The organism is Ruegeria sp. AB8 (assembly GCF_056542605.1).
Map to the genome: position 1 here is coordinate 44,069 of NZ_JBQGAB010000011.1, position 25,493 is coordinate 69,561.

The window sequence follows — 25,493 nt, forward strand, 5'->3', positions numbered from 1 at the left end:
TTCCTCTCCGTTTACAGACCGGACATGATTCCGTAAAGTTTATTTGAGCGCTCAAATAAATTTTAGACCATTGACGCGTGTTTTTCGCGCACTGTAGATGGCGGTAATTGTAGGAGGAGCGGCAATTGGTCGACGCAGAGCGGAAACGCCCCCGCAAAGAGCGGAAGGAAAACGCAGATCGCCGCCGCCGGCAGCTGCTGGACGCGGCGTGCCGTTCCATACTGGCGCATGGATTGGCGAAAACGACACTTGCGACGGTCGCGTCCGAAGCCGAGCTGTCTCAGGGCGTTGCAGCCTTTTATTTCAAATCAAAGGGAGGCCTTCTGACCGAAGCGCTTTGCGACTTGTACCGACGCTATGAGGAGCACTGGACGACCTCTCTGGAACAGGCAGGGGATAAGCCAGCGGAAAAGATAAGGGCACTCATCAAAGCGGACTTCCACCCTGATGCATGTGGTCCGAACGTCCTGCCTTTGTGGTATGCGTTTTGGGGGGAACTCAGATTCCAGCAGCACTATGATGAGGTTGCGGAACACTTTGAAGCGCGGCGGCGCGAAACTTTGTATGCGATCTGGCAAGAATTGCTGGCCGAGGATGATGTTGCTTCCCCGGATCAAATGACGGAATGGATGGAGACGTTGACGGATGGTTATTGGCAGCGCCTGCATCTTGCGCCGGAAAACCTGAGCCGAGAACAGGCGGAACAAGCTGCGTGGGGATGCCTCGTGCGCTTGGTTCCGGGCCTGCTGACTGAAACGCCATAGCCACTTTCGGCTGAGAGGCCCCAATGTCATGACGCGAGTGCGGATCTCACAACAGCCGCTGCCGCCCAGGGCTGCGATAGTGCAGGAAGCGCGTGATGTTGCGCGACTTGCCCTGCCAATTGTCATTTCCCTTGCCGCCGCTGCTTTGATCGGCGTTGTGGATACCGTGATGGTGGCCCCATTGGGAACGCTTCCTCTGGCAGCAGTGTCGATCACGGCCTCGGTGCTGATCATCTTTTATTCTGCGCTTTATGGCTTTGTGTCCGCAATTGGCGTGCGAATGGCGGAAGCCTTCGGCAAGTCCAGCGAGGAAGGGCTTGCTTCGGCCACAACTGCCGGGCTTTTGGTTTCTCTTCTCGTCGGGGTTGTCGGTGCGAGCGTAATGATCTGCCTGAAACCGGCTCTTTCCTGGATCGGACAGCCCCCAGAAGTAGTAGGCCTGCTTGGCGGCTACTGGAACGCGATGAGCCTTCTTCTAGTCCCATTCACTGTTTTTTATGCGTTGAAAGCCCTGTTTGACGCCATGAACCAACCTTGGATTGGCGTTGGGCTTGCGTTTCTTGCGGTCGGTTTCAATATTCCTTCGAATTATGTGTTGATCCACGGTGTTGCTGGCTGGCCTGGCCTGGGTCTTGTTGGGGCAGGGATCGCAAGTCTGTTGTCTCAGACGGTGCCGTTGATTGCGGCATTTGTGATTTTGGGCGCAAGGAAACGGAAATGGGACCTTCTGAGGACCGCAGGTTTTGACTGGTCTGAGTTCAAGGCGCAGATCAAAGAAGGGATCGTCATCTCCGTCGGTTACCTGGGAGAGGGGGCCGCTTACGCCGTTGCAGGCCTGATGCTTGGGTGGTTCAGCGCCGCCGCGCTTGCCGCACATCAAATCGTTTCTGCGGTCAGCGACGTTATTTACATGGTGCCGTTGGGCGTCTCGATTGCAATCTCAATACGCGTGGCTCAGGCAATCGGTGCCGATGATAAGGACAGGCTGAAGCCAATTGTATTAGCGTCGCTTCTGGTCGTTGTGAGTTGGATGACAGTCGTTATCCTGAGTATTTTGGTTGGCCGTATTCCTTTGGCGAACAGCTTGTCAGATGATCCGAATGTCGTTTCTCTCGCGATTTCGATGTTCCTTGTGATCGCCGCGATGCAGATCGCAGATGGCGTTCAAGGGACAATGCTGGGCGCTTTTCGGGGCATGATGGACAATCATGTTCCGGTTGCCATTACCTTGTTTGCCTATTGGATCGTTGCTTTGCCGCTTGGTTACGTATTGGGCTTTTGGCTCGGGTTCGGACCCAACGGTGTTTGGGTTGGCTACGGCACAGGCCTCTCACTGGCCGCGATCGCATTGACCTATCGCTTCTTCTCCAAAAATCGTTAGTCGACGTGACTTTCTGTCTCAAAGACCCAACTTGTCCAGGAGTTTCAGGCGCAGGATTTCTGCTTCGACAAGGGTCTCTCGGGCAAACGAAAAAGGTAAAGGTTTGAGGGGGGTAACCGGAAACTCAAGCTCATCGACTTTGGTCCCGGCCGCCCACCGGGCCAGGACCCGCCCCATTGCGGTGGCGATGGCAACGCCGCGACCGTTGTAACCCAGACCTGTCATTACGCCCGGGGTGAGTTCATGCAGGTGGGGATAGTGATCCCTTGTCAGCGCCACATACCCGCCCCACTCATATTCCCACTGAACTCCGGACAATTGAGGGAAAAGTTCAACAGAAATGCGTTTCAGTCGCTCAATTTGTTTGAGGGTGGAATTGTCGTGGTAGGTGCCGCGACCGCCCATCAGGAACCGGCCGCCTGCATCTTGCCTGAAGTACAAAAGAAGGCGTCTTGCGTCGGACAAGGCGTTGCCTTCTGGCAGAATTGTTTGGCGGATATTGTCGGACAATGGCGCCGTCGCCACCTGAACTGACCGAACGGGCAGGACGGATTGCGCCAGGCGCGGATGCAGATCACCAGAATAGGCGTTTGTGCAAATCAGAACCTTGTCTGAAAAGACAGCTCCGTTAGGTGTCTCAACCCGAAAGCGGCTGCCCTCTGTCGCGAGCCGGTTGGCGGGCGTTTCTCCGAAGATTTCCACGCCATTGCGACGGGCCGCTTCGGCCAGTCCAAGTGCATAGTTCAGTGGGTGCAAAACTCCGCTGCGTCGGTCCAGAACTCCACCCAGATAGGCTTCTGTCCCGGTCAGACGCTGCATTCCGCCTTGATCAAGCTGAACCATGCCGCCGCCGTGATTGTCCCAATCCTCAGCAAGTTTGTGCAATTCGTTGAGTGTTTTGGTCGTATGCGCTGCGCGCAGCCATCCCGGGCGGTTTGCATCGCACATAATACCGTGCCGAGCGATCAAATCGAAAACAAGATCGGCCGCGTCACCGGCCATTCGGATCATTCTGTTTCCCCAGAAATCTCCAAACCTTGCCTTGATGCCGGTCGGCCCGTCCTTGAGGCCTACATTGATCTGCCCACCGTTGCGGCCAGATGCTCCCCAGCCCGGGTGTTGAGCGTCGATCAGAACAATTTTGATGCCTTCCTCGGCCAGGTGAAGCGCTGCCGAAAGGCCAGTGAATCCGGCACCAATCACTGTCACGTCTGATTGTCGCTCGCCAGTGAGTGGCGGGTATTCGGTTGAATAGGCTGCCGTTGCTGACCACAGGCTGTTTGCAATGACGGGGTTTTCGTTGCGGATCATCTATTGGCCTCGCGCGCTTGCCTTGCGGGGGTAATTGCATAGGTTTGGCTGGTGACGCCTTTCCGGACAGTATGTGAAGAATGCCTAGACTTTTGAACCAATTCGAACTGAAACCGACCGCCGACTTCGACGCGTTCGAACAGGCCTGGAACGCGTTTGTCGGACATTTGGTCGCGACGGGTCTGGCAACGAACGGGACCCCATTGTGTAAACGCATTCCTACAAGTGGTTACGATACAGACGAACAGCGTGACCATTCGCTTATGGCTGTGATCGAGTTCAGGGATCAAATGCAGGCCGACGCGGCTTGGTCCGCCATCGAGGATCGCATTGAGCCACTGGGAGAATTGCATCGCAGTGTCATTTCTATGGTGCACGACCCGGTTTTCACCTTTTGGTCGGACCTGTAGATCCATGATTGCGAACATTCGTATTGTTTTCACATCATTTATCTTCGTCATTGAATGATTATTCAATCAATGGCATAAACTTTGCGAATGTCAATCAGCCTCTCGCCGGCACGGCTTGGCAGTGAGTGCGGGCAAGATTGAAGTACTTGAGAAGATGGGAGGTGTGCGAGTGAGTCAGACGCCAAGCGATAACACAAATCCGACAGGGCGCCGGCGTACCGAGTCCAAGGAGGTGCGGCGCCAACAGCTGATCAACGCCACAATCGACTCGATCGCACAAAACGGAATTGGTGGAACGACCATGTCCACCGTGACCGAGATAGCCGGTTTGTCGCTGGGCATCGTCAACTTCCACTTCAAGAGCAAACAGAACTTGCTGGAAGAAACGCTGTTGTTTCTTGCGAAGGAACACCATGAACAGTGGTTGGACGCTTTTGACAATGCAGGTTTGTCGGCGCCTGAAAAGCTGTTGGCCATCGTCGATGCGCATTTTCACCCGCGGATTTGCTCGCCGAAGAAACTGGCCGTCTGGTTTGCGTTTTTCGGAGAGGCGGGGCGGCGCAAAGTTTACCGCAAACTGATCAATGACATTGATCTGGAGCGTTACAGCATCGCGCTGCGCCTGTGTTCGGAAATTGCTGAGGATGGCGGGTATGACGACATGCCGCCAAGGCAGGTCGCCAATATCCTGGAGGCTCTGTACGACGGAATCTGGTTGGAGCTTTTGACCTACCCGGAGAACTTTCGGCGTTCCGAAGCCCGGGATCACATCGCCGCCTTCCTGTCCAAGGTTTACCCGGATCATTTTCGAATGCCAGAGTTCAAGAGCGGCAGTTGAGACAGTGCGGGTCAAATTTCCGGTTTTACAGAAAAAACGGGCCTGCGCACTGCGCAGCAAACAAAAGGCACACGAATGAGTAGGGATTCTCGCTACGACATCCTTTTCGAACCAGTACAAATCGGACCAGTCACTGCGCCAAACCGGTTCTATCAGGTTCCGCACTGCACAGGCATGGGCTGGCAATACCCTCGTACCCTTGCGGCCATGCGCAAGGTGAAAGCGCAAGGTGGATGGGGGGTCATATGTACGGAATACAACTCGATCCATCCATCATCTGACGACCTGCCGCATCCTTACGCGTCCCTTTGGGACGACAGCGATGTTCGGGCGCACGCTTTGATGACGGACGCGGTGCACGAATATGGCAGCCTTGCGGGTGCTGAGCTATGGTACGGAGGCGCCAACTCGAACAACCTGTTTTCCCGATTACCGAGCATGGACGTCGACAGCCGGCCCAACGTTAAAGGGCATCCCTATCAAACCCGCGCGATGGACAAGCAGGACATCCGGGATTTGCGCCGGTGGCACCGCAAGGCCGCCTTGCGGGCCCGAGACGCGGGCTTTGACATTGTCTATGTCTACGCGACGCACGGATACCTTATCTCGAACTTTCTGCATCCACGGGTGAACACGCGCAGCGACGAATATGGCGGCAGCCTGGAAAACAGGGTGCGCCTGACCCGTGAACTGATTCAGGAAACCAAGGACGCCGTTGGGGACCGGTGCGCTGTGGGGGTCCGTTTCTCAGCAGACGAAGAGATCGGTGAGGATGGCCAGCCCATCTATGGTGAGCGTCGCGAGATGTTCGAGATGCTCGCTGATCTTCCGGATTTGTGGGATATCAACATCGCAGATTACTCGGTCGAGATGGGCGTTTCCCGTTTTACCAAAGAGGCAGCTCTTGAACCCTACATGCATTGGGTCAAGTCCGTGACGGATAAGCCCGTGGTGACTGTGGGTCGCTTCACGTCACCCGATACAATGGTCTCGCAGGTCAGGCGCGGAATTACGGATTTTATCGGTGCCGCGCGCCCGTCGATTGCTGACCCTTACCTTCCCAAGAAAATCGAAGAAGGGCGCCTGTCTGCGATCCGTGAATGCATCGGGTGCAATGTCTGCTATGCCAGCGACACGATTGGCGTGCCAATTCGTTGCACGCAAAACCCGACAATGGGAGAGGAATGGCGCAAGGACTGGCATCCCGAAATCATTCGAAAGAAAGCTTCAGATGCACGCGTTCTGATTGTCGGGGCAGGGGCTGCCGGGCTTGAAGCCGCGCGGGCGCTTGGGGCGCGTGGGTATGATGTCCTGCTGGCAGAGGCTTCTCGTGAAATAGGCGGTCGGGTTGTGCGCGAAGCGGCACTTCCGGGCATGAGCGAGTACATTCGCGTCAGGGACTATCGCGAGCAGCAATTGATCGAAATGCCCAATGTTGAAATCTACCGGGAAAGCCCGCTGACGGCTGACGACATCTTCGCAGTTGAGGCTGACCACGTTGCAATCGCCACCGGCGCGACCTGGCGAAATGATTACCATGATGAGGAACGTTTCGTCCCGGTCGCGGAAGGAGCCGCCTTGAACCGCGTATACACCCCCGATGACATCATGGATGGAAAGATTCCCGACGGGCCTACTCTCGTTTTTGACAGTGATGGCTACTACATGGCCAGCGTCATTGCCGAAAAAATTAAGGCGCAAGGTCACGCCGTAACGTTTGTCACACCGTCCGACAGTGTGGCTGATTGGGCTGGAAAAACGTCCGAGCGTTGGCGCATCCGAACGCATTTGCTTCGCCTGGGGATCGAGATCATGCCGTCAAAGACGCTGAGACAATTCGATGGCGAAATGGCGCATTTGGATTGTCTCTACGGCGGATCAGGTAAGACCTTGCCCGTTGCCAACATTGTGATGGTGACAGCCCGGAAACCAAATGATGGCTTGTATCGGGAACTGAGCAGTCTGACGAAAGCTGCGGAATTGCCATTCAGCCTCCGCCGTATTGGCGATTGCGATGCACCAGCTATTATCGCGGCGGCAGTCTATGCCGGGCATAGATACGCCCAGGAATTGGATAGTTACGTGGATGTGGACGTCCCGCTAAAACACGATCGTGTCGATGTCGGGCAACAACTCATTTGATCGCTCGGTGCGGTCACCTCGATAAACATCTTAGAATGCAGGAGAAGTCTGTCATGCCGAAAGGTCTGGTTACCCGTCCACTGGAGGCGAAAGACAAGGAAGAGTGGCGCCGCTTGTGGACTGCCTATCTGGAGTTCTACGAGACCTCGGTCCCGGAAGATGTCTACGAGATTTCTTTCAGCAGGCTGTTGTCGACAGATACAGGTGAATACAACTGCCTCATTGCTGAACTGGACGGACAACCGGTTGGATTGGCACATTACCTGTTTCACAGGTTTATGTGGTCGGTCGAGGATACCTGCTATCTGATGGATCTGTTTGCAGACCCCGAGGTCCGTGGAAAGGGTGTCGGCCGTGCTCTGATCGAGGCCGTTTTTCAAACCGCAAAGCAGCATGGTGTTCCAACAACTTATTGGACCACTCAGGAGTTCAACTACAAGGGCCGAATGCTATACGACAAAGTGGCAAAACGAACGCCATTCATTGTCTACGAAAAAGACGGATAGTCAGCAGGGCCTTTTCTGAAGGCCTTGATCTGCGGAGGGCGGGTGTCTTTCACAGCTTCTATTTGTGTTCAAACCCAGCGCATTTGCGTACCGCAAGTCCAGTGCCGAGATCATTCGCCCAATATTCGGCACGTTTTCTTTGCGTTACACGGCGTTCTTGCTACTGTCGGCTGACAACAAGGTCGATAGGGGGAATATGTCATGAAACGCGCCGAACTGCTTTACTCTGGAATTGATCGTCGGAGCCTGCTTTTGGGCGCGAGCGCCGCAGCCAGCCTCGCGACATTTCCCAAACGCCTCATTGCGCAAGAGCCTTTGAGCGTTGCGGGCATTTACACCGTTCCAGTTGAACAGCAATGGGTCAGCCGCATCCACATTGCGGCGGAAGCGGCGAAAGATGCGGGCCAGATAACTTATGCCTTTACCGAGAACACGGCCAATACCGACTATACCCGGGTCATGCGGGAATACGCCGAAGGCGGCGCCAAGCTGATCGTGGGCGAGATTTTCGGGGTCGAGGCAGAAGCACGGGAGGTGGTTCTGGATTACCCCGATACCGCGTTCCTGTTGGGTTCGTCTTTCCTTGAAGATCCGGCCCATCCCAATCTGGCCGTTTTCGACAACTATATTCAGGACGCTGCCTATCTTACCGGTATCATCGCCGGCGCCATGAGCGAGTCTGGCAATATCGGAATGGTTGGCGGTTTCCCGATACCAGAGGTCAATCGGCTCATGCACGCGTTCATGGCTGGCGTGCGCGAAATGAAACCCGACGCGACCTTCCAGGTTTCGTTCATTGGCTCGTGGTTCGATCCGCCCAAAGCGAAAGAGACGGCTTTTGCGATGATCGAAAACGGTGCAGACGTTATGTATGCCGAACGCTTCGGTGTTTCCGACGCGGCGCAGGAGCGCGGCGTTCTGGCAATCGGCAATGTCATCGACACTCAGGCGGACTATCCGGATACGGTGGTTGCCTCGGCGCTCTGGCATTTTGAGCCTACGATGCAAGCGGCTCTTGCGGCGGTCGCCGACGGCAGCTTTACGGCGGCCAATTACGGGCTTTATTCCTACATGAAGGAAGGCGGCTGCTCGCTCGCGCCTCTGGGCACATTCGAAGGCAAGGTGCCTGCCGATGCGATGGCGCTTGTTGCTGAACGAGAGGCTGCAATTCGGGCGGGTACTTATGTTGTGGAAGTGGACGATTCAGAGCCTGTGTCCTCCTGATGTCCAACGATAGTTCGGCGCAGGAGGTTGTCCTGCGCCTCAATGGCATCACCAAGCGATTTGGCAATTTAACGGCCAATGACTCGGTTGACGTGACGCTTCACCGGGGCGAGGTCATCGCGCTTCTTGGTGAGAACGGCGCTGGCAAGACAACGCTTATGAACATCCTGTTCGGGCACTATACTGCGGACGAAGGAACCGTAGAGGTGTTTGGTCAAGTCTTGCCTGCCGGTGCAACCGGAGCAGCGCTGCGGGCCGGTGTCGGCATGGTGCACCAGCATTTCACGCTTGCCAATAACCTTACTGTTCTCGAAAATATCCTTCTGGGCACTTCTTCCCTTTGGTCGTTGGGCCGTGGCCGCCATAAGGCGCAGTCACGCGTGATGAAACTGGCCGAAGAATTCGGGCTGGCCGTCGACCCATCGGCCAAGACAGGGCAGTTGTCGGTCGGCGAGCGGCAGCGCGTGGAAATCCTGAAGGCACTGTATCGCGATGCCCGCATCTTGATTTTGGATGAGCCGACAGCGGTGCTGACACCACAGGAAGCTGACGCGCTGTTCGAGACGCTGCGCCGCGCCGTCGATCAGGGCCTTTCCGTCATCTTTATTTCCCATAAGCTGCACGAGGTTATGGCAATCTCGGACCGGGTTCTTGTGCTGCGCCATGGCAAGCTGGTCGGGGAAACGCGTACAGACGAAACGACACCTCATGCCCTTGCTGAGCTTATGGTCGGGGAAGAGATTACCCAACCCGTTCCATCCGAGGCCAAGCCCGGTGCCGTTCTTCTAAGCTTGCGCGGTGTCTCTGCGCATCCGCCTGGGCACCGAACCGGCCTTCGAAACATCGATCTGGATCTGCGTGCAGGCCAGATAATGGGCCTTGCCGGTGTGTCCGGAAACGGGCAGGGCGCACTGGCCGATTTGCTGTCGGGCGAGGCCAGGCCAGAGAGCGGAGAGATGTGGCTTGGTCAGGAAAAGGCGCCTGCTTGGTCACCTCGCGCGTCCCTTGCGGCCCGGATCGGGCGCATTCCCGAGGACCGCCACAGCACTGGCAGCATTGCAGATTTCTCGTTGACCGAAAATGCCATCCTTGAAAGCTACAGGAACCCGGGGATCAGCCGAGCAGGTTGGATGCGCTGGGCCGCGGCACAAGCCTTCGCGCAGAAGGTGATCGCGCGATACGATGTGCGTTGTCCCGGTCCGGATACGCGAATTCGTCTGCTTTCGGGCGGCAATATGCAGAAACTCATCCTCGGGCGGGTTCTTGAATCCGATCCGGAAATCATCCTCGCCAACCAGCCCGTGAGAGGGCTTGATATTGGGGCCGTAACCTACGTTCAGGAGCGTCTGATAGCAGCCAGAGATGCGGGCGCGTCGATCCTGCTGATCTCGGAAGACTTGGACGAAATCATGGGGCTTGCGGATGTGATCCGGGTGATGTCCGACGGCCGGCTCTCGCCTGAGTTCCCCCGTGGAACGATAACCCCCGCCGAGCTTGGGCGGTGGATGGCCGGGGAGGGGTTTGAACGTGCGGCTTGAACCGATTGCCAAACCGTCCCTCGCCCGATCCGTGGGATTTCCAGCGGTGGCACTGGGGCTTTCGATCGTTGTGGTATCTTTTCTCGTTCTACTTGCAGGGGCCAATCCTTTCGCCACGTTGGGACTGATACTGAAAGGAGCCGCAGGTTCGAAGTTCGCCGCGCTTGAGACCCTGAACCGGGCAACACCTTTGATCTTCACAGGTCTGGCGGTAGCCGTCGCCTTTCGCGCAAAGCTGTGGAACATCGGGGCGGAAGCACAGCTTTACATTGGCGCGCTTGTTACAGTCCTCTTCGGGACGTCGGCGTTGGGCCTGCCGGGGCCGCAACCACTGATATTGGTCGGTCTCGCCTCGATGCTGGGAGGGGCGCTGATGCTGCTGGGCCCGGTCATTCTCAAGACGCGTTTCGGCGTTGATGAAGTGGTGACGACTCTGCTGCTCAACTTCATCGTGCTTCTTTTCATCTCGCTTCTGCTGGAGGGACCGCTCAAGGATCCCATGGGGATGGGGTGGCCGAAATCGCCCAGGCTGGATGCAGAAGCGCGCCTTCCTCGGATTGTCGAAGGACTTCGTCTGCACTGGGGCTTTGCGCTTGCTCTGATCTGTGCCGTGGTCGTCTGGGTGATTGAGACCCGCACCACGCTTGGCTACGAAATCCGGGCTGTGGGTCAGAACCCGACGGCTGCCCGTTTCGCGGGTATCCCAGTAAATCTTGTGCTCTTGAAGACCGCGTTTCTTTCGGGCGGACTCGCGGCTTTGGCGGGGTTTTCGGAAGTCGCGGGGCTCAAGGGGTCCCTTACGCTGGATCTGAGTCCGGGCTTTGGCTACACAGGCATTATCGTCGCCATGCTTGCGCTACTTCACCCTCTTGGCGTCGTTCTTTCGGCGATTTTCGTAGCGGGCGTATTCGTCGGTGCCGACGGTATGAGCCGCGCCGCGAGCGTTCCCACCTATATCGCAGACCTTCTATTGGCGACCGCACTTTTGTTCATGGTCCTCGCCATCTTGCTGACGCGGTTCAGGATCGTGAGGGGCTGATGGAGATCTTCGATATCCTCCTCTCTGCCAGTTTTTGGGCAGCTGCTGTGCGCATTGCTTCTCCGTTGATCTTTGCGACGATGGGAGAGTTGATCTGCGAACGCGCGGGGGTTCTGAACCTCGGGATCGAAGGAATCATGGTGGCCGGCGCCTTTGCCGGTTGGATGGCGGTCTATGCCGGTACCGGACTGTGGACCGGTGTTTTCATTGCGATGCTGGCAGGTATGCTTTTCGGGCTTTTGCATGCGACGCTCACAGTGCCCTTTGGGTTGTCGCAGCATGTCGTGGGGCTTGGGATTACGCTTCTGGCGACATCAGCCGCCTATTATGCGTATCGCCTGGCCCTGCCGGAAGTCTCAAGCCCCCCGCGGATAACACCCTTTCAACCATTTGAGGTTCCGGTACTGTCGAAGATACCCGTTCTGGGGCAGGCGCTGTTCAACCAAACCCCGTTAACCTATCTGGCCTTTGTTATCGTTGGCGTAACTGCCTTCGTACTGTACCGGACGCCGCTGGGGCTGGCCCTGCGGGCAGCCGGAGAAAACCCGTCTGCAGTAGAGGCTCAGGGCCTTTCCGTTACCGCGCTTAGAATGGGGGCGGTCATCATGGGGTCTGGTCTGATGGCTGTCGGGGGGGCGTTCCTCACCATGTCGGCTTTTGACAGCTTTTTCTTCGAGATGGTCAACGGGCGCGGCTGGATCTGTATCGCATTGGTGGTTTTCGGTGCTTGGCGGCCAGGCAAGGCATTGTTGGGTGCGCTACTTTTCGCTGCCTTCGATGCCCTGCAAATCCGCCTGCAGCAGACGGGGCTGGGGGCCCTCGTTCCCTACCAGATCTTCTTGATGATCCCTTACATCCTGTCGATCCTGGCATTGATCCTGATGTCGCGTCGTGCCGAAGTGCCAGCGGCGCTGATGATACCCTACAACCGCGGAGAACGCTGATGGCAAGCTTCGATATTCTTGTGAAGGGCGGGAACCTGCCCGACGGAAACGTCGCCGATATCGGAATAACAGGCGACCGTATCACGGCAATGGGGCAGTTGGACGGTGCCGAGGCTGGTACAATCATCGACGCGACCGGCGACCTGGTCTCGCCGCCCTTTGTCGACCCCCATTTTCATTTGGATGCAACGCTTAGCTATGGCATCCCTCGAATAAACGCATCGGGCACGCTGCTGGAGGGGATCGGCCTTTGGGGCGAACTCAAGCAGGTGACTACGGCCGATGAAATGGTCGACCGTGCGCTTTCATACTGCGACTGGGCGGTCTCTATGGGCCTGCTTGCGATCCGGAGCCATGTGGACACCTGCGATGACAGCCTGAAGGGCGTCGAGGCGATGTTGCATGTGCGCGAAGTCGTTCGGCCTTACCTGGATCTTCAGCTTGTCGCCTTTCCGCAAGACGGTCTGCTGCGTGACCCCACTGCCCATGCCAATACATTGCGGGCGCTCGACATGGGGGTCGATGTCGTCGGCGGTATCCCACATTTTGAGAGGACCATGGCGGATGGTGCTGACTCGGTCCGTATCCTGTGCGAAATCGCCGCTGAACGGGACCTGCCGGTCGACATGCATTGTGACGAAACCGACGATCCTAATTCTCGGCATATCGAAACATTGGCTTATGAAACGACGCGACTGGGATTGCAGGGGCGGGTGGCAGGGTCTCACCTGACCTCAATGCATTCCATGGACAACTACTATGTCTCAAAGCTGCTTCCTCTGATCGCCGAGGCCGAAATCAGCGCCATTCCGAACCCACTGATCAACATTATGCTTCAGGGTCGGCACGACACTTTCCCGAAACGGCGCGGGCTGACCCGGGTGAAGGAAATGCAGGCTAAAGGTATCCGAGTTGGCTGGGGACAGGATTGTGTGCGCGACCCCTGGTATTCGCTGGGAACCGCAGACATGCTTGACGTTGCTTTCATGGGGTTGCACGTCGCTCAGATGTCGTCTCCAGAAGATATGAGGCGGTGTTTTGACATGGTTACGGTTGAAAATGCTGCAATCCTCGGACTTGAAGACTATGGCCTTTACGAGGGCGCCATGGCCTCGCTGTTGGTTCTGGACGCCGGGGACCCCATTGAAGCTGTCCGCCTGAGACCTGATCGGTTGGTGGTGATCTCAAAGGGAAATGTGGTTTCCAGAAAGCAACGCAACGATAGCCATCTCGCCCTTCCTGATCGGCCGAAAAGCGTGCGTAGGCGGCACTAGGGTTTATGTGACGGTCTCGTCATGATTTTTCTTTGAAGGGTCGGGGGCTTTCGTAGCCTCACTCAATGGTTTTACGATTGGGCTGGACGAACTATAGCCCGGTCTAGTCTGCGTTCTGTTTTGCGTACAAGCTACTGTTAATAAATAAAAAGTGGAAACGCGACATTTGCGTGAATCCCGTTTTGAAACCACTATCTGGATCGATGAACCGTAGCTGAAAATCATGAAATAGCTGGGTGTGCCTTGACCCGTTTACCAAGGCGGACCGCAGGAAATGCTGGCGAGTCGGGTCTCTGACCTCATTGATCTTTGTCAATATTGGCAAGGGTCAGAAGTGATACAATCGGCGATAACAAAGGGGGTTCCCATGGAAGACTTAGTCCAAATTGGAAGAGCATTTGTTCAGGCCATGCGTGATCGCAGGGGGCTTGTGAGTGTTGACGAAATGTACGCCGAAAACGCCCAGTCAATTGAGGCGGTTGTGCCGCCGGTTCGACAGTTTCGTATCACAAAAGGTCGGGACGCCATCAAGGGAAAGAGAGAGGACTGGCTGGCAGCGCATGAATTCCACGAACTCGATGTAGACGGACCCTATGTGCATCCACCCAACCGCTTTGCAGTGCGATTTAGTGCCGAAGTAACCCAGAAGGCCACAGGAAAACGTATGACCCTGAGCGAGATCGCCGTCTATTCGGTGGCAGAAGGCAAGATCGTAATGGAAGAGTTCTTCATGTTGCCGAAGTAGGAAGAACTACCATCATCTAAGTGGCTGCTTTTGTTGGGTTTGTGCGCTCGGCGAGTTTCCTGCCCGCAGTGACATCCTGGAGGGAGATCCGGTATGCAACGCAGAACTTCGACGTATTTCATTGGCGCGGATACTAGCGATGTATCGTTACTTGAATGCGCCGATGCTGCCCAACGTCAGCGCGGCCATTTGACTTGCCTTCTGATCGCGGCGCTACCGAACCTGCCTTACTTGAAGTACGGATCCAGCAAATTTGTCGAGGCTGGACTGCCCGCGAACTGGTTGGATCAATTGGAAAAGAAAAAGGAGACCTTAAAGGCCCGGGCCGCTGAAGTTGAAGCACTGCTTGCGCGTTCGAGCGTATCGGCAAGCGTCACGGTTTTCATGGGTTCCGGTGCGGACTTTAAGACTCTGGCGGCACGCCAATCGTACTGCTGTGATGTAGCATACCTGGACCCGAAACTGCGCAATGACCCCGAAGTGTTTCACGAGGTTAGCCATGGCGTGTTGTTCCATTCGCCAGTCGCCATGATGGTCAACGGAGACCCACATACCCAACGCGAGCGCATTTTTCTGGCGTGGAACGATAGTCTTGCTGCATCCAGAGCGGCCCATTTGGCTTTACCCTATTTTCTGGAAGCTAAGGAAGTTGTGATTGGTTGTTTCGATCAGCCGTTAGTACATGATCCGGAAAGTCAGGACCCCGGTACGGACATCGCTGCATGGCTCAGACACCACGGCTGTAGCGTGACCGTAGCGCAATTCCCGAGCGGCGGTCTGCCGATCGAACAGTGCATACAGGAACGTGCTAAGGAGGCCGGCTCTGACCTTATCGTCATGGGCGCTTACGGGCACTCATACTTGCGCGAGTCGATTTTTGGTGGAACTACAAGGGCCATGCTGGAACAAACCGGTCTTCCGGTTCTATTTGCGCACTGACTGACGCAAGTGGACGTCCAGTGTTTGTCTGGGTTCGACGGTCAGGTCCTAACATTATGAAATAATGGGTTCAGTGTATTGAGTTAGGAATTGTCTGATATTGTCCGGTAGTTCCCATCCAGAAACCCCTTCACAATCGACGTGAGTTCGTCCCAGTCTGTGAATTCCCGCGCGCCATCTCTCGGATCGATTTTCCGGCCCAACAAGACGACGTGTTTAACGATCTCTTTCTCAAAATATCCGTAGCTGTCGGGTCTCACCGCGCCTGCGACCAATGCTGACGCATCTGGTTCGAAACTCGTTCGCAACAACATCTCGGTGAGATAATCGCGGGCTTCCTCGCGCCCCGATGCAAAGGCCGCCTTTAGTCCCACAGAAAGCACGAGCGATTTTCGTTTCGCCAACTCGTCTTTGAACGACGCGATAAATGCTTCGAATGAGGCAGGGTGTCGACGTTCGTGAACAGGAGCCAACAGAACAACCCGATCCACATCGTCCAGTTTTACCTGACCGGGAAGTCGATCGGTATTGATCAATCTTGTGTCAAAGCCGGATTTCTTCGCGACATTGCTGATAAAATGCGCAATTTTGGCCGTCTGGCCCTCAACAGTGGCAAAGACGATAAGTACTGTCATTCCGATCCTCCCACAAATCGGTCTGAGAAGCGTTTCAAGTATTATGAATTGGCGTGAGTTCGCCTTTGATCTTAATCAAAGGCGCAAGTTGAGGCTGGCGATTCCAATACATTGAACGTGTTTCTGAAATTTGCATGACGACGCCTTACGCGGGGAAGAATTTCTGCTGTGATGGCTGGTCTTCTCTGCACTACCCAGTGGACGTCCGCGCTATCTCAGGGCAAATAAAAAGATTGCGACGCAAACAGTAACATTGATGGACCACACTGCCAGTTTGACCCGTCGGCGCGCGGACAGGTTTCTAAACGGATCAATCATAGTCAAACCTTTCAGACAGAACCCGATGCGAAGGTGTTCCCCGGGCAACAAGGTGATCTTCGACAGTGTCCATCATGGCAGTGGGGCCGCAGAGTACGAAAAGCCAGTTGTCATAATGTTCTGAAGAAAGCGTTCGGTCCAAGAGGGCGCCGTCGATCCAACCTGTTTCACCGCTCCAGTTCTTCGGGGGCTCGGATAGAACAAATACAGTATCTTCCCTGGTCAGTTCTTCCCGATAAACAATCTGCTCCTCGATCCGGTTTCCATAGATGAGCTTGATATCGCGTTGCTCTGCGCTCAGACGAACTTGGCGCAGTATGCTGAGCAATGGGGCGATGCCGACACCACCTGCGATCAGAACAATGCCTTGTTCAGCGCGTTTGCCGACCGAAAGGTTCCCGTGGGGGCCATCGAGATAGGCCAGCGTATCCGGCGCGATTTGCCCGAGACTGCCTGTGAAATCCCCAAGCTCTTTTATCACGAATGAAACTTCAGGACCTTCACCCGGTGCCGAGCTAATCGAAAACGGGTTCTCGCGCTGTGAAAAGACGTTGTGCCCCACATTGAGCCAGGCAAACTGGCCCGCTTCAAAGCTGAGGCCCGGGTGACCGTCCGGTTTGAGGCGCAATTCCCATTGCTTCGGTGTCAGCCGAGTGACCGAGGAAACACGCCACGGTTTTCGCATCTTAAACAAGGGGCGGACGAGATAGACATAAAGCAGAGTACCAACAGCAATGCCGGTCATTGCGAGCCACAGAAATGTGAGTGACGGATGCCCACCGTAGCGTCCTGCATAGATTGTGTGATGAAGTAGCAAACCGGCCAATGCCAGAGCACCGAGACCGTGCAAAAGACGCCATGTTTCGTATTTGTATTCAAGGCTTTTTCGGGCGACCGCCGAGGCGACCAGAACGACGATCAGGAAAAAGGCCCCAATCCCCGAGGACAGCACTGGAAAGTCTGTCGTAGTCGTCAGTTGGCGCGATACGTCCCACGGGCGGTGTCCGCCAGAAGGTGTGCCCTGGTAAAGTAGCGGGTGTATCAACGCAAAAACGAGTGCCGCGCGCGCCATCAGCTGATGCATGCGCATGGTCACATCCATGCCCACACCGGACGAAATGAACCTGAAGCGTCCGGAGAGCAGGAACTCTACCAGAATGATCGAAAATCCAATCATCCCCAGCCCGGATGCGAGTTCTTGGTGAAAAGATCGCGGTGGCCAGCCAAGTGACCAGGAAAAGCCCAACGGCGCCAAGATCAGCAGAACATAGATCAGCGCCAGATAGGGCCATTTCATATGGTTTTGCTCCACTGCGCCAGAGTTAGGCCATTCCCGCTGTCTCAAGGGGCTAGGCTAGGCGAGCCCCGGTTGGCGATCAAGCTTCCTGTGATCGGGTGTTTTCCCGTCCGGAACGCTATGCCCGTTGGAGTGCTGTCATGTTCCGAAATGGTGGCAGAAGACTGGCCGGTCCGAACGGCCAGGCGGGAAAAAGATGCGAGCATTCTCTTGCGCAAGATCAAGGTTCTTGACCGGGGTTTCTGCGATAATACGGCGTCCGTATAGCCGGACAAAAGGAGGAGGTTCAGAAATGCTTGAAGACAAAAAGTCCCCGCAACTTTTCACCGGAACGCATCCGCTCTCCGACAACTTTCGACGTGAAATGGAAACCCTGATGTCGCGGTTCTTAGGAGGCGGATCTCCGTTCTTACCGCTGGAAACGGCTGCGCAGCGCACGGGTCTGCCATCTCTTGATATGTCCGGCGCAATTTCCCCGGCCATTGATGTTCAGGAGACGGATACGGCAATCGTTCTGACGGCGGAATTGCCCGGTCTGGAAGAGGACGATGTTGAAATCGAAATCAAGGATCGCCGCCTCACCCTGCGAGGCCAGAAGAAGATCACACATGATGAGACGGGCGACCTGCGTGTCAGCGAAAGAAGCTATGGCAGCTTTTCACGGGCAATGACGCTGCCGGACACTGTTGATGTCGAGAATATCTCGGCCACCTTCGACAAGGGTGTTCTGAGCATCAACATGCCGAAAACCGAACCTCGGGATCCCAGCCGCAAGATCAAGGTTTCATCCAAGTAGGTGGCGTTTCGGCTGGTGCTTGAAACTGAAGGCCGATCATCGGTCGGCCTTCTGTGATTTGCAATCCAAGGAGTGTGCGGTTTGGTGAACCTGCTGGCACGGATTTGATGCTAAACTGACAGAGAAATCCAATCCTTCCTAGCACCCAAAACGAAGCAATAGGTTTTGTACAGCCGTGTGCTAAAGTACCTCTGCGTGGCCTTTGAAAAGGGGGCTAAAATGCGGAACTCAGACGCGGCTGACACAAGCTCATCGCCGTGCCCCGACGAGGGGGGCGTGCGTGCCCTCCTTGAAAATTTGACCGGACCGTCGCGCGGGAACGTGAGCTGGCTGGCCGACAATGCCCTTACTGTTTCGGTTGGTGAAAGCCGGGCGTTGAGTCTTCGCCCCAAAGACGACATGCCTCCGCACGACAACGATATCGCTGCTCTTCAGTGGGCGGACGGTGTCTATTCAATAACTGCGTCGTCTGGGCGTAATGTCTGGGTGAATGGGCGCAAAATATCGTCCGCGAGTCTCGGGCACGGCGATATGATCGAGTTCGGCGAGAAAGGCCCAATGTCTCGGTACAGGTTATGTAGCAAAACCTACCCGGCGCGTCATACGGTCGAAGAAATCCTAAGTGACGCCTACGCTTACGCCCGAACCAGCCGGCGGCCGTTTGCCAAAAGGATGTCCGGCGCGCTGCGCGACAGCGGTCGTCGGCTTGCGTCTCAGACGACAGTTCTGTTCAGGATCACGGTCGTCGCCGCACTTCTGCTGATCGCGGGCCTTGTGTTTCTGCTTTATCAAAACGATCAAAGGCTGGCGGACAGTATCCAACAGGAATCCCGCAAGATCGAAGCGGTTGCGGTGATGCTTGCACAGACACGTGAAGATGCGCTGACCCCGGATGATCTGGCCTCGCTGCGGGATGCCTTTGAAAACCAAGTCACGTCAACCGAGCAGCGTCTCGGAACCCTTGAACAGCGAGCAGGCGCGTCGACACGGGTAATTACCGCCTCATCTAAGTCTGTCGCATTCATTCAGGGTGCCTACGGGTTGCGTCATCTGGAAAGCGGGAAGCTCTTGCGGCACATGTTGGGGCCGGACGGAGAAAACCTGAAAACCCCGTTTGGGCAGCCCTGGATCGAACCGGACGGCACGGGCGAACCAGCTGAATTCCAGTTCACGGGAACCGGTTTTCTGCTGGAAGGTGTTCCGCTTATGGCCACCAATCGCCATGTTGCCTTGCCGTGGACGTCCCGCGACCGGGTGGACGCTTTGAAAAGTGCGGGGTTGGAAGCGGAAATGCTGAGGCTGCTGGCCTATTTGCCAGGTCAACCGGATCCGATTGAGGCCAAGTTGGAGAAGTTCAGCGAATCGGCCGATGTCGCTCTTTTGTCAGTAGCTCCTGATCGGGTTCAGGGGCTGGGCGTGCCGTTGGCGGATGAACCGCCAAACGCAGGGGAAGAAGTCTACCTGTTGGGATACCCGACAGGCCTGAAGGCGCTGATTGCGCAGGCGGGGCCGGGCTTTCTTCAAACGCTGGAGAAGGAAGGTTCGGTCAATTTCTGGTCCGTAGCGTCCCGATTGTCCGAGCAAAGCAAGATTCATCCGCTGGCCAGCCGGGGGATCGTTGCCAGAGCAAGCCCGGGTTCCATCGTTTACGACGCCGAAACCACAACCGGCGGAAGCGGAGGACCCGCCTTGAACCGGCGAGGCGAGGTAGTCGCCATCAACGCCGCGATCCTGCCTGAGTTTGGCGGCTCCAACATTGGCGTTCCGGTTGCGCACCTCAAAGAACTGTTGAGCGAGGCAGAAGGCCTGTAGTCAGTCGCTTGTTCGGAAGCGGGACTTCTGTACAAGGAAAACCGCCGCCAGCGGGACCGTGACAGTGATCAGGGCGGCTGCAATCAGCAGATACCCGAGTTGGCTGTAGTCGGCAGCCGAGGTAACGACACCCGTTTCCGGATTGGTCACCGCGCGTGTAACGACGAATGTTTGGTTCAGGTATTTTGTTCCGAGACTGGCCGCCGACAACGCCATGTTGGTGAACGATGCCATCACCGCAAAAAAGGTCGCTTTCAGTTGGACCGGGGCGTTGCGCGCGATCCAGGCCAGCAACGGGACCATGGCAATTTGCCCAAGAGGCGATTCAACAGCCGTGTCGAGAATGGCAATGAACCTGGCGTCGACAACTCCGCCTGTATGCGCTGCCGTCCATTCATGAACGCCGTAGTAAAGGGCAAGGTTTGGAAGAGAGAGCAGACCAGCCGCGATCGTAAGCACCACCACCACGTGAGCGATTGAGCGTTTGGCCATGAATGGCCGCAGGACGATCAATCCAAGCAATGCCAGCAAGGACGTCAGCAGAGCCAGGATTGCCAAAAACTGCTCGTCGAACCCCAATTCGTCAATTTCAAACCACGTCAGTCCCGGCCCCGGCAGCGGAACTGCACGGAACACGAAAATGATTATTGCCGTACCGACCAGGGCTTTCGCCTGGGCGGGTTCCAGTTCTTTCAGAAGACGGGACATGAGGTACAGGATCACCGTGAGAGAAACGGCAAAGACTACCTCTTGCGCAAACTCGAATTCCGCGGTTCCCAACACAATGCTGAACACAACAAACGCGAAGCCACCCAGCAATATTGACCATTTGACCTCGGTCACCTCATCCGGGGTATGCAGTGGGTGACCCTGACGAAGCCGCTGACGTTGTATCAGTGAGTGCAGCACCACACCGCTGACGGACAGCACAGGGATGATCAACGCAATCAGGTAAACCTGGCCGTAGAGAGCAAGCCGGTCAGACTTTTGCAGATCTTCCGTTCCTGAGAATATCCAGATGTTGACGGCCGCAACCGCTGCAAACCCTGAGATGATCGAAACTCTGCCCAAGGTCTGCATTGTCGTGTGCTGGGCGCGGGTTTCTTCAGGCGTAAACGCAAGGCCGTCCTGATCGACCTTGGGAACGGCCTCGACCGTCATGGCGTCGGCGACGACATCCTGAATGGCATAGCCGGAAGGCGCCAGAAGCAGGGCGACAACATACCAGTCTTCCAGCGGCATGACGCCGGCCATCCGAACGGGCGCGGTCACAAGCCCGTACATTGTGAGCAGGGACAGGGTAATCAGGGACGCGCCAAACAGGATCAACAGGGATTTCCAGCGCCAGAACAGATCCACGATGTGGCCCAGCGGCATTTTGAGAATCCAGGGAAGACCGGCCCAAAATGCCAGACCTGCGACAAAAGACGCTGATAAATCGAGGTAATCCTTCAGAAAAAAAGCACCGACAACCGAGGTCAAACCGGAGACGCCAGCCGCGAAGTAGACCATCAAAGGCGGCAGATAGGACCATTGCAATTGCTGAGCCAGATCCACAAAGGTTCTGTGCCACCAATCTGAGAGCTGCGTTCCTGTCGAAGATCGGTCAGTGGTCATATGCCAACCTGGAATTGCTGATGGCCCGTTTGCCTTTGCATTTAGTTAGAGAAATCCAGCTCCGAAAAGCAATGCACTGGTGATCACGCCAAGGATCGGAACGAAAAGAGGCACCCGGAAGTGTTCTTCAGACCCGTTCGGTTTCACCTTCAGAAGGATCAGCGAGATATTGACGAGGACAAAGACCCCTAGAACAATCTGTGATGTGCGCTCCGCCAAGATCCCAATCGGTACGGTTTGGGTCAGAAGAAGGATTGTTGCGACAACGAGCAGTGTGGCAACCACAGGCGTCTGGGTTGCTTTAGGCACAATGGCCAGGGCTTTTGGCAGGTGGTCCCTGTCAGCCAGCCCATAGATCACCCGCGATGCCATGATCATCTGGATCAGGACGCCATTGACCGTCGCCACGATCGCAACTGCGGAAAAACCCTGTTTGATCACCTCGGGGGCATTTGCAAAAACAAGTGCAAGCGGCGCAGCAGACGCTGATAGAACATCAATCGGGACAACCAGCAGCACCGTCAGCGATGTTCCAAGATACAGTATCGTCGCCAGTATGAGCGTCAGCAAAATTGCTTTCGGGATGGTACGAACAGGGTCAATCACTTCTTCGGCGACATTTGCCATGTCCTCAAAACCGACAAATGCAAAAAAAGCGAGAAGAGATGCAGCGAAGATGCCTCGCCACGCTTCAAGCTCAAGTGGAGGGAGCATGGAGCTGACATTATATCCCTGCGGGTCCTGAACCGACATGCCCCAGCCGATCACAAATAGAAGCCCTGCAATCTCGATGATCGTGATGGCCGCAGCAACCAGTACCGATTCCGTGATCCCCCACAGGGCAATAAGCCCCATAATCAACACAACGCTGACAGTCAGAAATGGTATTGCCAGACCCGTTAATGCGTGAAGATAGGAGGCTGCGCCTATCGCGACGGCAGAGGCCGAGATAACGCCCGAGGCCGCAACCGCCAGACCGACCAGCATTGCCATCCAGTTTTTCTGAAATCCCGCTTCGACATAGGCTGCCTCTCCTGCGCTGACCGGAAATCGCGTTGCGAGTTCCGCATATGAAAGTGCGGTCAGTGAGACGACGAGTGCAGCCACGACAAACGAAAACGCGGCATACGGGCCGGCTATGTCCGCCGTCGCGCCGACGAGCACATAAATTCCTGCTCCGACCGTTACGCCCAGGCCATAAAGCGTCAGCAACGGTGCTGTAAGGGCCCGCTTGAGTTTCTGTTCTGGCGGTTCAAAGGTGCTCATCAGGGTTTATACCGAATGTCTTGCTGGCACGTCGCCAGCGGTGTCGTTGTTGTCACCGTCCGCATTTGGCGGTGCGGCCAGGTCTTGCGATCCAATTCGCGCCGTATTCCTTGCGTCTCAACGTTCAGGCTCTTTGGCGGCTTGTGAACAAAGAGGGGGCTCGCCACCACTCCTGCCGAGCCCCCGTGTGGAACGTCCACGCTATTCAAATTCCGCTCACTGTCATGTTTGCTTGGGGACAGGTCAGTGAACGTAGATCATGATTAATATTCGTATTTCACTATATGAAGGTTGCAAGTGCATTGATCTGTGTCAATCGGTACGTTCTGCGGGCCTCGTTTGGTTGCTTTGGAAAAGACAGTGATCTCCAGTGACTTTAGAGTTGATATGGTGCTTTGGTTGTGAAGTTCTGGAAATGTGAGGTGCCATTGGTGGCGGTCGCCAAACGTCGAAATAACCGGCCAGCACGAAACAGAACGTTTTCGTTGAATTCCGTCTTAGTCACAGGGTCCAAAAAGATTTAACTGATGGATCATACGAGCCGATTGTGCCAATAAAACAGGTTTGTTAACGTCGTCCCCGCGCCAGGGAGGGCGCATGTACCTACATGTTGGACTATTCGCATAACGGCTGGCTTGTGGCGGCATCGCTTGCCGTGGCATTGATGGCCGGTTTTACCGGGCTCTATCTGACGCATGGAGCCTCAAAGCTGAACGACCAAAGACGCAAGTTCATCGTCGCTCTGGCTGCGATCATTCTGGGTGGCGGCATCTGGTCCATGCACTTTGTGGCAATGCTGGGTTTGCAACTGCCAATTCTGTTTTATTACGACGCGCTGATCACATTGATTTCAGCTTTGGTGGCAATTCTGATGGTCGGTCTGGCCCTGCTGCTTTTGCATTTCCGTCCCCGGACGGTGCAAACAATGATCGGCGCCGGTGTCATCGTCGGCCTAGGAATTGTGGTGATGCATTACGTGGGTATGTCAGGGATGCAGCTTTGCCGCCCGGTCTACAATGCCTGGGATGTGGCAATTGCAACGCTAGCGTCGGTTATGCTCTCCGTTGCCGCCATTTGGGTTGCGTACGACAATCGAACCCAGCGCAATATCCTGCTGGGCACGGCCTGTTTTGGCCTGGCTGTATTCACGATGCACTTCGTGGCAACCGGCCTGACCGACTTTGTCGCGACGGACAACGCAGGCGGAGCCGGACCGGCCTTGAACAATCAGGTCCTGGCGATGGGTGTGACTGTTTCGGTGTTTCTGATTTGTGGTGCCTTTCTGCTGACCGGCATTTCGTTTGTCGGCCCCGAGACGGCCACCGGCGCTGCTCCTTCTGTGGAACCCGAACCCGAACCCGAACCGGCGCCGATCGTACCGCGTGCAGGTGTTCCGTACGAGCGTGACGGCCAAACCTTCTTTGCCCAGCCCGGAAAAATAGCCGCAATCCGGGCCGAGGGGCATTACACCGTGCTGTATATGGATGCCGATAAGCTTTTCTGCCCCTGGTCGATTACCGAGGCCGAAAGCCGGCTAAAACCAGATGGTTTCCTGCGGGCGCATCGCAGCTATCTGGTCAATCCCGAACATGTCTCAAGCTTTGAGAGGCACAAGGACAACGGCACCTGCTACTTCGACGGGGTTGCGGCGTTGACCAAGGTTCCGGTCAGCCGATCCCGGCTGACGGACATTCGCGAGGCGCTGGGCCTTTAGTCGCAACTCGTGCAGCTCATTCGCGTTTCGTGAAACAAGCTGCGCGCCCCGTTTCCACCCGCTGGAATGGCTGAACACAGTGTTCTTTCCTTACCTCAGGTCCCCCAAGGCATACCGCTCGGACCCAGGGAGGAAAAACATGATACCAGCCGGTTTTGAGTATCACCGGCCAGGCGACATCGCCTCGGCCATTGGAATTCTGCAGGAACACGGAGATGAGGCGCGCGTGATCGCAGGCGGCCACAGCCTGATCCCGATGATGAAGCTTCGCATGGCCGAGATGGGCCATCTGGTTGATCTGCAGGCCATTGATGAACTGAAAGGCATCGAGATCGGGGCTGAAACCGTCTCGCTGGGCGCGATGGTCACTCAGCATGAGTTGATCACGCATGACGGTCTGGCATCGGCCGTTCCGTTGATCCGCGAGGCCGCGTTGCAGATCGCTGATCCTCAGGTGCGTTATATGGGTACCGTTGGCGGCAACGTCGCCAACGGTGATCCGGGCAACGACATGCCTGGCCTGATGCAGTGTCTGAACGCGACGTTCGAACTGTCTGGTCCTGATGGCAACCGCAGCGTGGCAGCCCGCGATTTCTATGAGGCTGCCTATTTCACCGCGCGCGAGGATGAGGAAATCCTGACCCGGATTTCGATCCCGGTACCGGGGGTGGGCGTCGGACAGGCGTATGAAAAGCAGAAGCGCAAGATCGGCGACTACGCGACCGCTGCGGCCGCGGTGATGGTTGGCAACGGTCAGGCATCGGTCGCTATGACCAATCTGGCGGATACGCCCATCTGGTCTGAGGCGGCCAGTAGAGCGTTGGCCGGCGGCGACGTCGACGGCTGCGTCGCAGCAATGCTCGAAGCGATTGATCCAGTGGCTGACAATCGCGGCCCCGTCGAATTCAAAAAACACGTGGCGGCCGTGATGCTGCGCCGCGCCATAGACCGTGCGCAAAGCCGCGCGGTCTGAGGGAGGAACA

22 protein-coding genes are annotated in these 25,493 nt (G+C 56.1%); 17 read left to right on the plus strand and 5 right to left on the minus strand.

From position 1 onward, the window contains the following. Positions 1-125: 125 nt before the first annotated feature. Positions 126-764, plus strand: a complete 639-nt coding sequence (locus tag ACR0CG_RS12845) for a TetR family transcriptional regulator C-terminal domain-containing protein (RefSeq protein WP_480525339.1) — start codon at positions 126-128, stop codon at positions 762-764. Positions 765-843: 79 nt separating this feature from the next. Continuing rightward, the gene (locus ACR0CG_RS12850) at positions 844-2,145 is read left to right on the plus strand and encodes an MATE family efflux transporter (protein WP_480525341.1); all 1,302 of its coding nucleotides are present in this window, start codon (positions 844-846) and stop codon (positions 2,143-2,145) included. A gap of 18 nt (positions 2,146-2,163) precedes the next feature. Here ACR0CG_RS12850 and ACR0CG_RS12855 read toward each other — a convergent pair whose 3' ends face one another. After that, positions 2,164-3,456: an NAD(P)/FAD-dependent oxidoreductase gene (locus ACR0CG_RS12855; protein ID WP_480525343.1), complete on the minus strand. Its 1,293-nt coding sequence runs from the start codon at positions 3,454-3,456 to the stop codon at positions 2,164-2,166. Positions 3,457-3,536: 80 nt separating this feature from the next. Between ACR0CG_RS12855 and ACR0CG_RS12860 the strand changes: the two genes are divergently transcribed. The 11 genes from ACR0CG_RS12860 to ACR0CG_RS12910 all read left to right on the plus strand — a co-directional run bounded on the left by ACR0CG_RS12860 (position 3,537) and on the right by ACR0CG_RS12910 (position 15,055). Beyond that, positions 3,537-3,866 carry a DUF6614 family protein gene (locus ACR0CG_RS12860; protein ID WP_480525345.1) on the plus strand — a complete coding sequence of 110 codons (330 nt, stop codon included), beginning with the start codon at positions 3,537-3,539 and terminating at the stop codon, positions 3,864-3,866. Positions 3,867-4,035: 169 nt separating this feature from the next. Then, positions 4,036-4,704, plus strand: coding sequence for a TetR family transcriptional regulator C-terminal domain-containing protein (locus ACR0CG_RS12865; protein WP_480525347.1), 669 nt, complete (start codon positions 4,036-4,038; stop codon positions 4,702-4,704). Positions 4,705-4,779: 75 nt separating this feature from the next. Then, positions 4,780-6,846 carry an oxidoreductase gene (locus ACR0CG_RS12870; RefSeq protein WP_480525349.1) on the plus strand — a complete coding sequence of 689 codons (2,067 nt, stop codon included), beginning with the start codon at positions 4,780-4,782 and terminating at the stop codon, positions 6,844-6,846. Positions 6,847-6,899: 53 nt separating this feature from the next. After that, positions 6,900-7,352: an N-acetyltransferase family protein gene (locus ACR0CG_RS12875; RefSeq protein ID WP_480525351.1), complete on the plus strand. Its 453-nt coding sequence runs from the start codon at positions 6,900-6,902 to the stop codon at positions 7,350-7,352. Between the two features lie 201 nt (positions 7,353-7,553). After that, entirely contained in the window at positions 7,554-8,576 is a 1,023-nt protein-coding gene (locus tag ACR0CG_RS12880) for a BMP family protein (protein ID WP_480441254.1), read from the plus strand. Next, positions 8,576-10,114 (plus strand): ABC transporter ATP-binding protein, encoded by a 1,539-nt coding sequence (locus tag ACR0CG_RS12885; RefSeq protein ID WP_480525354.1) that lies wholly within the window; start codon positions 8,576-8,578, stop codon positions 10,112-10,114. Before ACR0CG_RS12880 ends, ACR0CG_RS12885 begins: the two co-directional genes overlap by 1 nt. Next, positions 10,104-11,153 (plus strand): ABC transporter permease, encoded by a 1,050-nt coding sequence (locus ACR0CG_RS12890; protein WP_480525356.1) that lies wholly within the window; start codon positions 10,104-10,106, stop codon positions 11,151-11,153. Before ACR0CG_RS12885 ends, ACR0CG_RS12890 begins: the two co-directional genes overlap by 11 nt. After that, complete coding sequence (locus ACR0CG_RS12895) at positions 11,153-12,097, plus strand: ABC transporter permease (protein ID WP_480525358.1); 945 nt, start codon at positions 11,153-11,155, stop codon at positions 12,095-12,097. The genes ACR0CG_RS12890 and ACR0CG_RS12895 overlap by 1 nt, the downstream gene beginning before the upstream one ends. Then, positions 12,097-13,371: an amidohydrolase family protein gene (locus ACR0CG_RS12900; RefSeq protein ID WP_480525360.1), complete on the plus strand. Its 1,275-nt coding sequence runs from the start codon at positions 12,097-12,099 to the stop codon at positions 13,369-13,371. The genes ACR0CG_RS12895 and ACR0CG_RS12900 overlap by 1 nt, the downstream gene beginning before the upstream one ends. Before the next feature lie 367 nt (positions 13,372-13,738). After that, on the plus strand, positions 13,739-14,116 hold the full coding sequence (locus tag ACR0CG_RS12905; protein ID WP_480525362.1) for a SnoaL-like domain-containing protein: 378 nt from the start codon (positions 13,739-13,741) through the stop codon (positions 14,114-14,116). Between the two features lie 93 nt (positions 14,117-14,209). Continuing rightward, positions 14,210-15,055 (plus strand): universal stress protein, encoded by an 846-nt coding sequence (locus ACR0CG_RS12910; RefSeq protein WP_480525364.1) that lies wholly within the window; start codon positions 14,210-14,212, stop codon positions 15,053-15,055. A gap of 83 nt (positions 15,056-15,138) precedes the next feature. Here the strand turns inward: ACR0CG_RS12910 and ACR0CG_RS12915 are convergent, their stop codons facing one another. Further along, complete coding sequence (locus tag ACR0CG_RS12915) at positions 15,139-15,690, minus strand: flavodoxin domain-containing protein (RefSeq protein WP_480525366.1); 552 nt, start codon at positions 15,688-15,690, stop codon at positions 15,139-15,141. A gap of 310 nt (positions 15,691-16,000) precedes the next feature. After that, on the minus strand, positions 16,001-17,305 hold the full coding sequence (locus tag ACR0CG_RS12920) for a ferredoxin reductase family protein (protein WP_480525368.1): 1,305 nt from the start codon (positions 17,303-17,305) through the stop codon (positions 16,001-16,003). 292 nt (positions 17,306-17,597) lie between these two features. Between ACR0CG_RS12920 and ACR0CG_RS12925 the strand changes: the two genes are divergently transcribed. Together ACR0CG_RS12925 and ACR0CG_RS12930 are read left to right on the plus strand one after the other, a co-directional pair. Next, the gene (locus ACR0CG_RS12925) at positions 17,598-18,101 is read left to right on the plus strand and encodes an Hsp20/alpha crystallin family protein (RefSeq protein WP_480525370.1); all 504 of its coding nucleotides are present in this window, start codon (positions 17,598-17,600) and stop codon (positions 18,099-18,101) included. A 276-nt stretch (positions 18,102-18,377) separates the two neighbouring features. Then, a complete protein-coding gene (locus ACR0CG_RS12930; protein WP_480525372.1) occupies positions 18,378-19,913 on the plus strand; it encodes a trypsin-like peptidase domain-containing protein in 1,536 nt (511 codons plus the stop codon). On the opposite strand, the gene ACR0CG_RS12935 is transcribed toward ACR0CG_RS12930, so the two are convergent. Together ACR0CG_RS12935 and ACR0CG_RS12940 are read right to left on the minus strand one after the other, a co-directional pair. Continuing rightward, a complete protein-coding gene (locus tag ACR0CG_RS12935; RefSeq protein ID WP_480525374.1) occupies positions 19,914-21,530 on the minus strand; it encodes an MFS transporter in 1,617 nt (538 codons plus the stop codon). A 45-nt stretch (positions 21,531-21,575) separates the two neighbouring features. After that, complete coding sequence (locus ACR0CG_RS12940; protein ID WP_480525376.1) at positions 21,576-22,796, minus strand: APC family permease; 1,221 nt, start codon at positions 22,794-22,796, stop codon at positions 21,576-21,578. Positions 22,797-23,403: 607 nt separating this feature from the next. On the opposite strand from ACR0CG_RS12940, the gene ACR0CG_RS12945 reads away from it, so the two are divergent. Both ACR0CG_RS12945 and ACR0CG_RS12950 read left to right on the plus strand, forming a co-directional pair. Beyond that, positions 23,404-24,510 (plus strand): MHYT domain-containing protein, encoded by a 1,107-nt coding sequence (locus ACR0CG_RS12945; protein ID WP_480525378.1) that lies wholly within the window; start codon positions 23,404-23,406, stop codon positions 24,508-24,510. Positions 24,511-24,649: 139 nt separating this feature from the next. Next, positions 24,650-25,483 carry an FAD binding domain-containing protein gene (locus ACR0CG_RS12950; protein ID WP_480525380.1) on the plus strand — a complete coding sequence of 278 codons (834 nt, stop codon included), beginning with the start codon at positions 24,650-24,652 and terminating at the stop codon, positions 25,481-25,483. Positions 25,484-25,493: the final 10 nt, after the last annotated feature.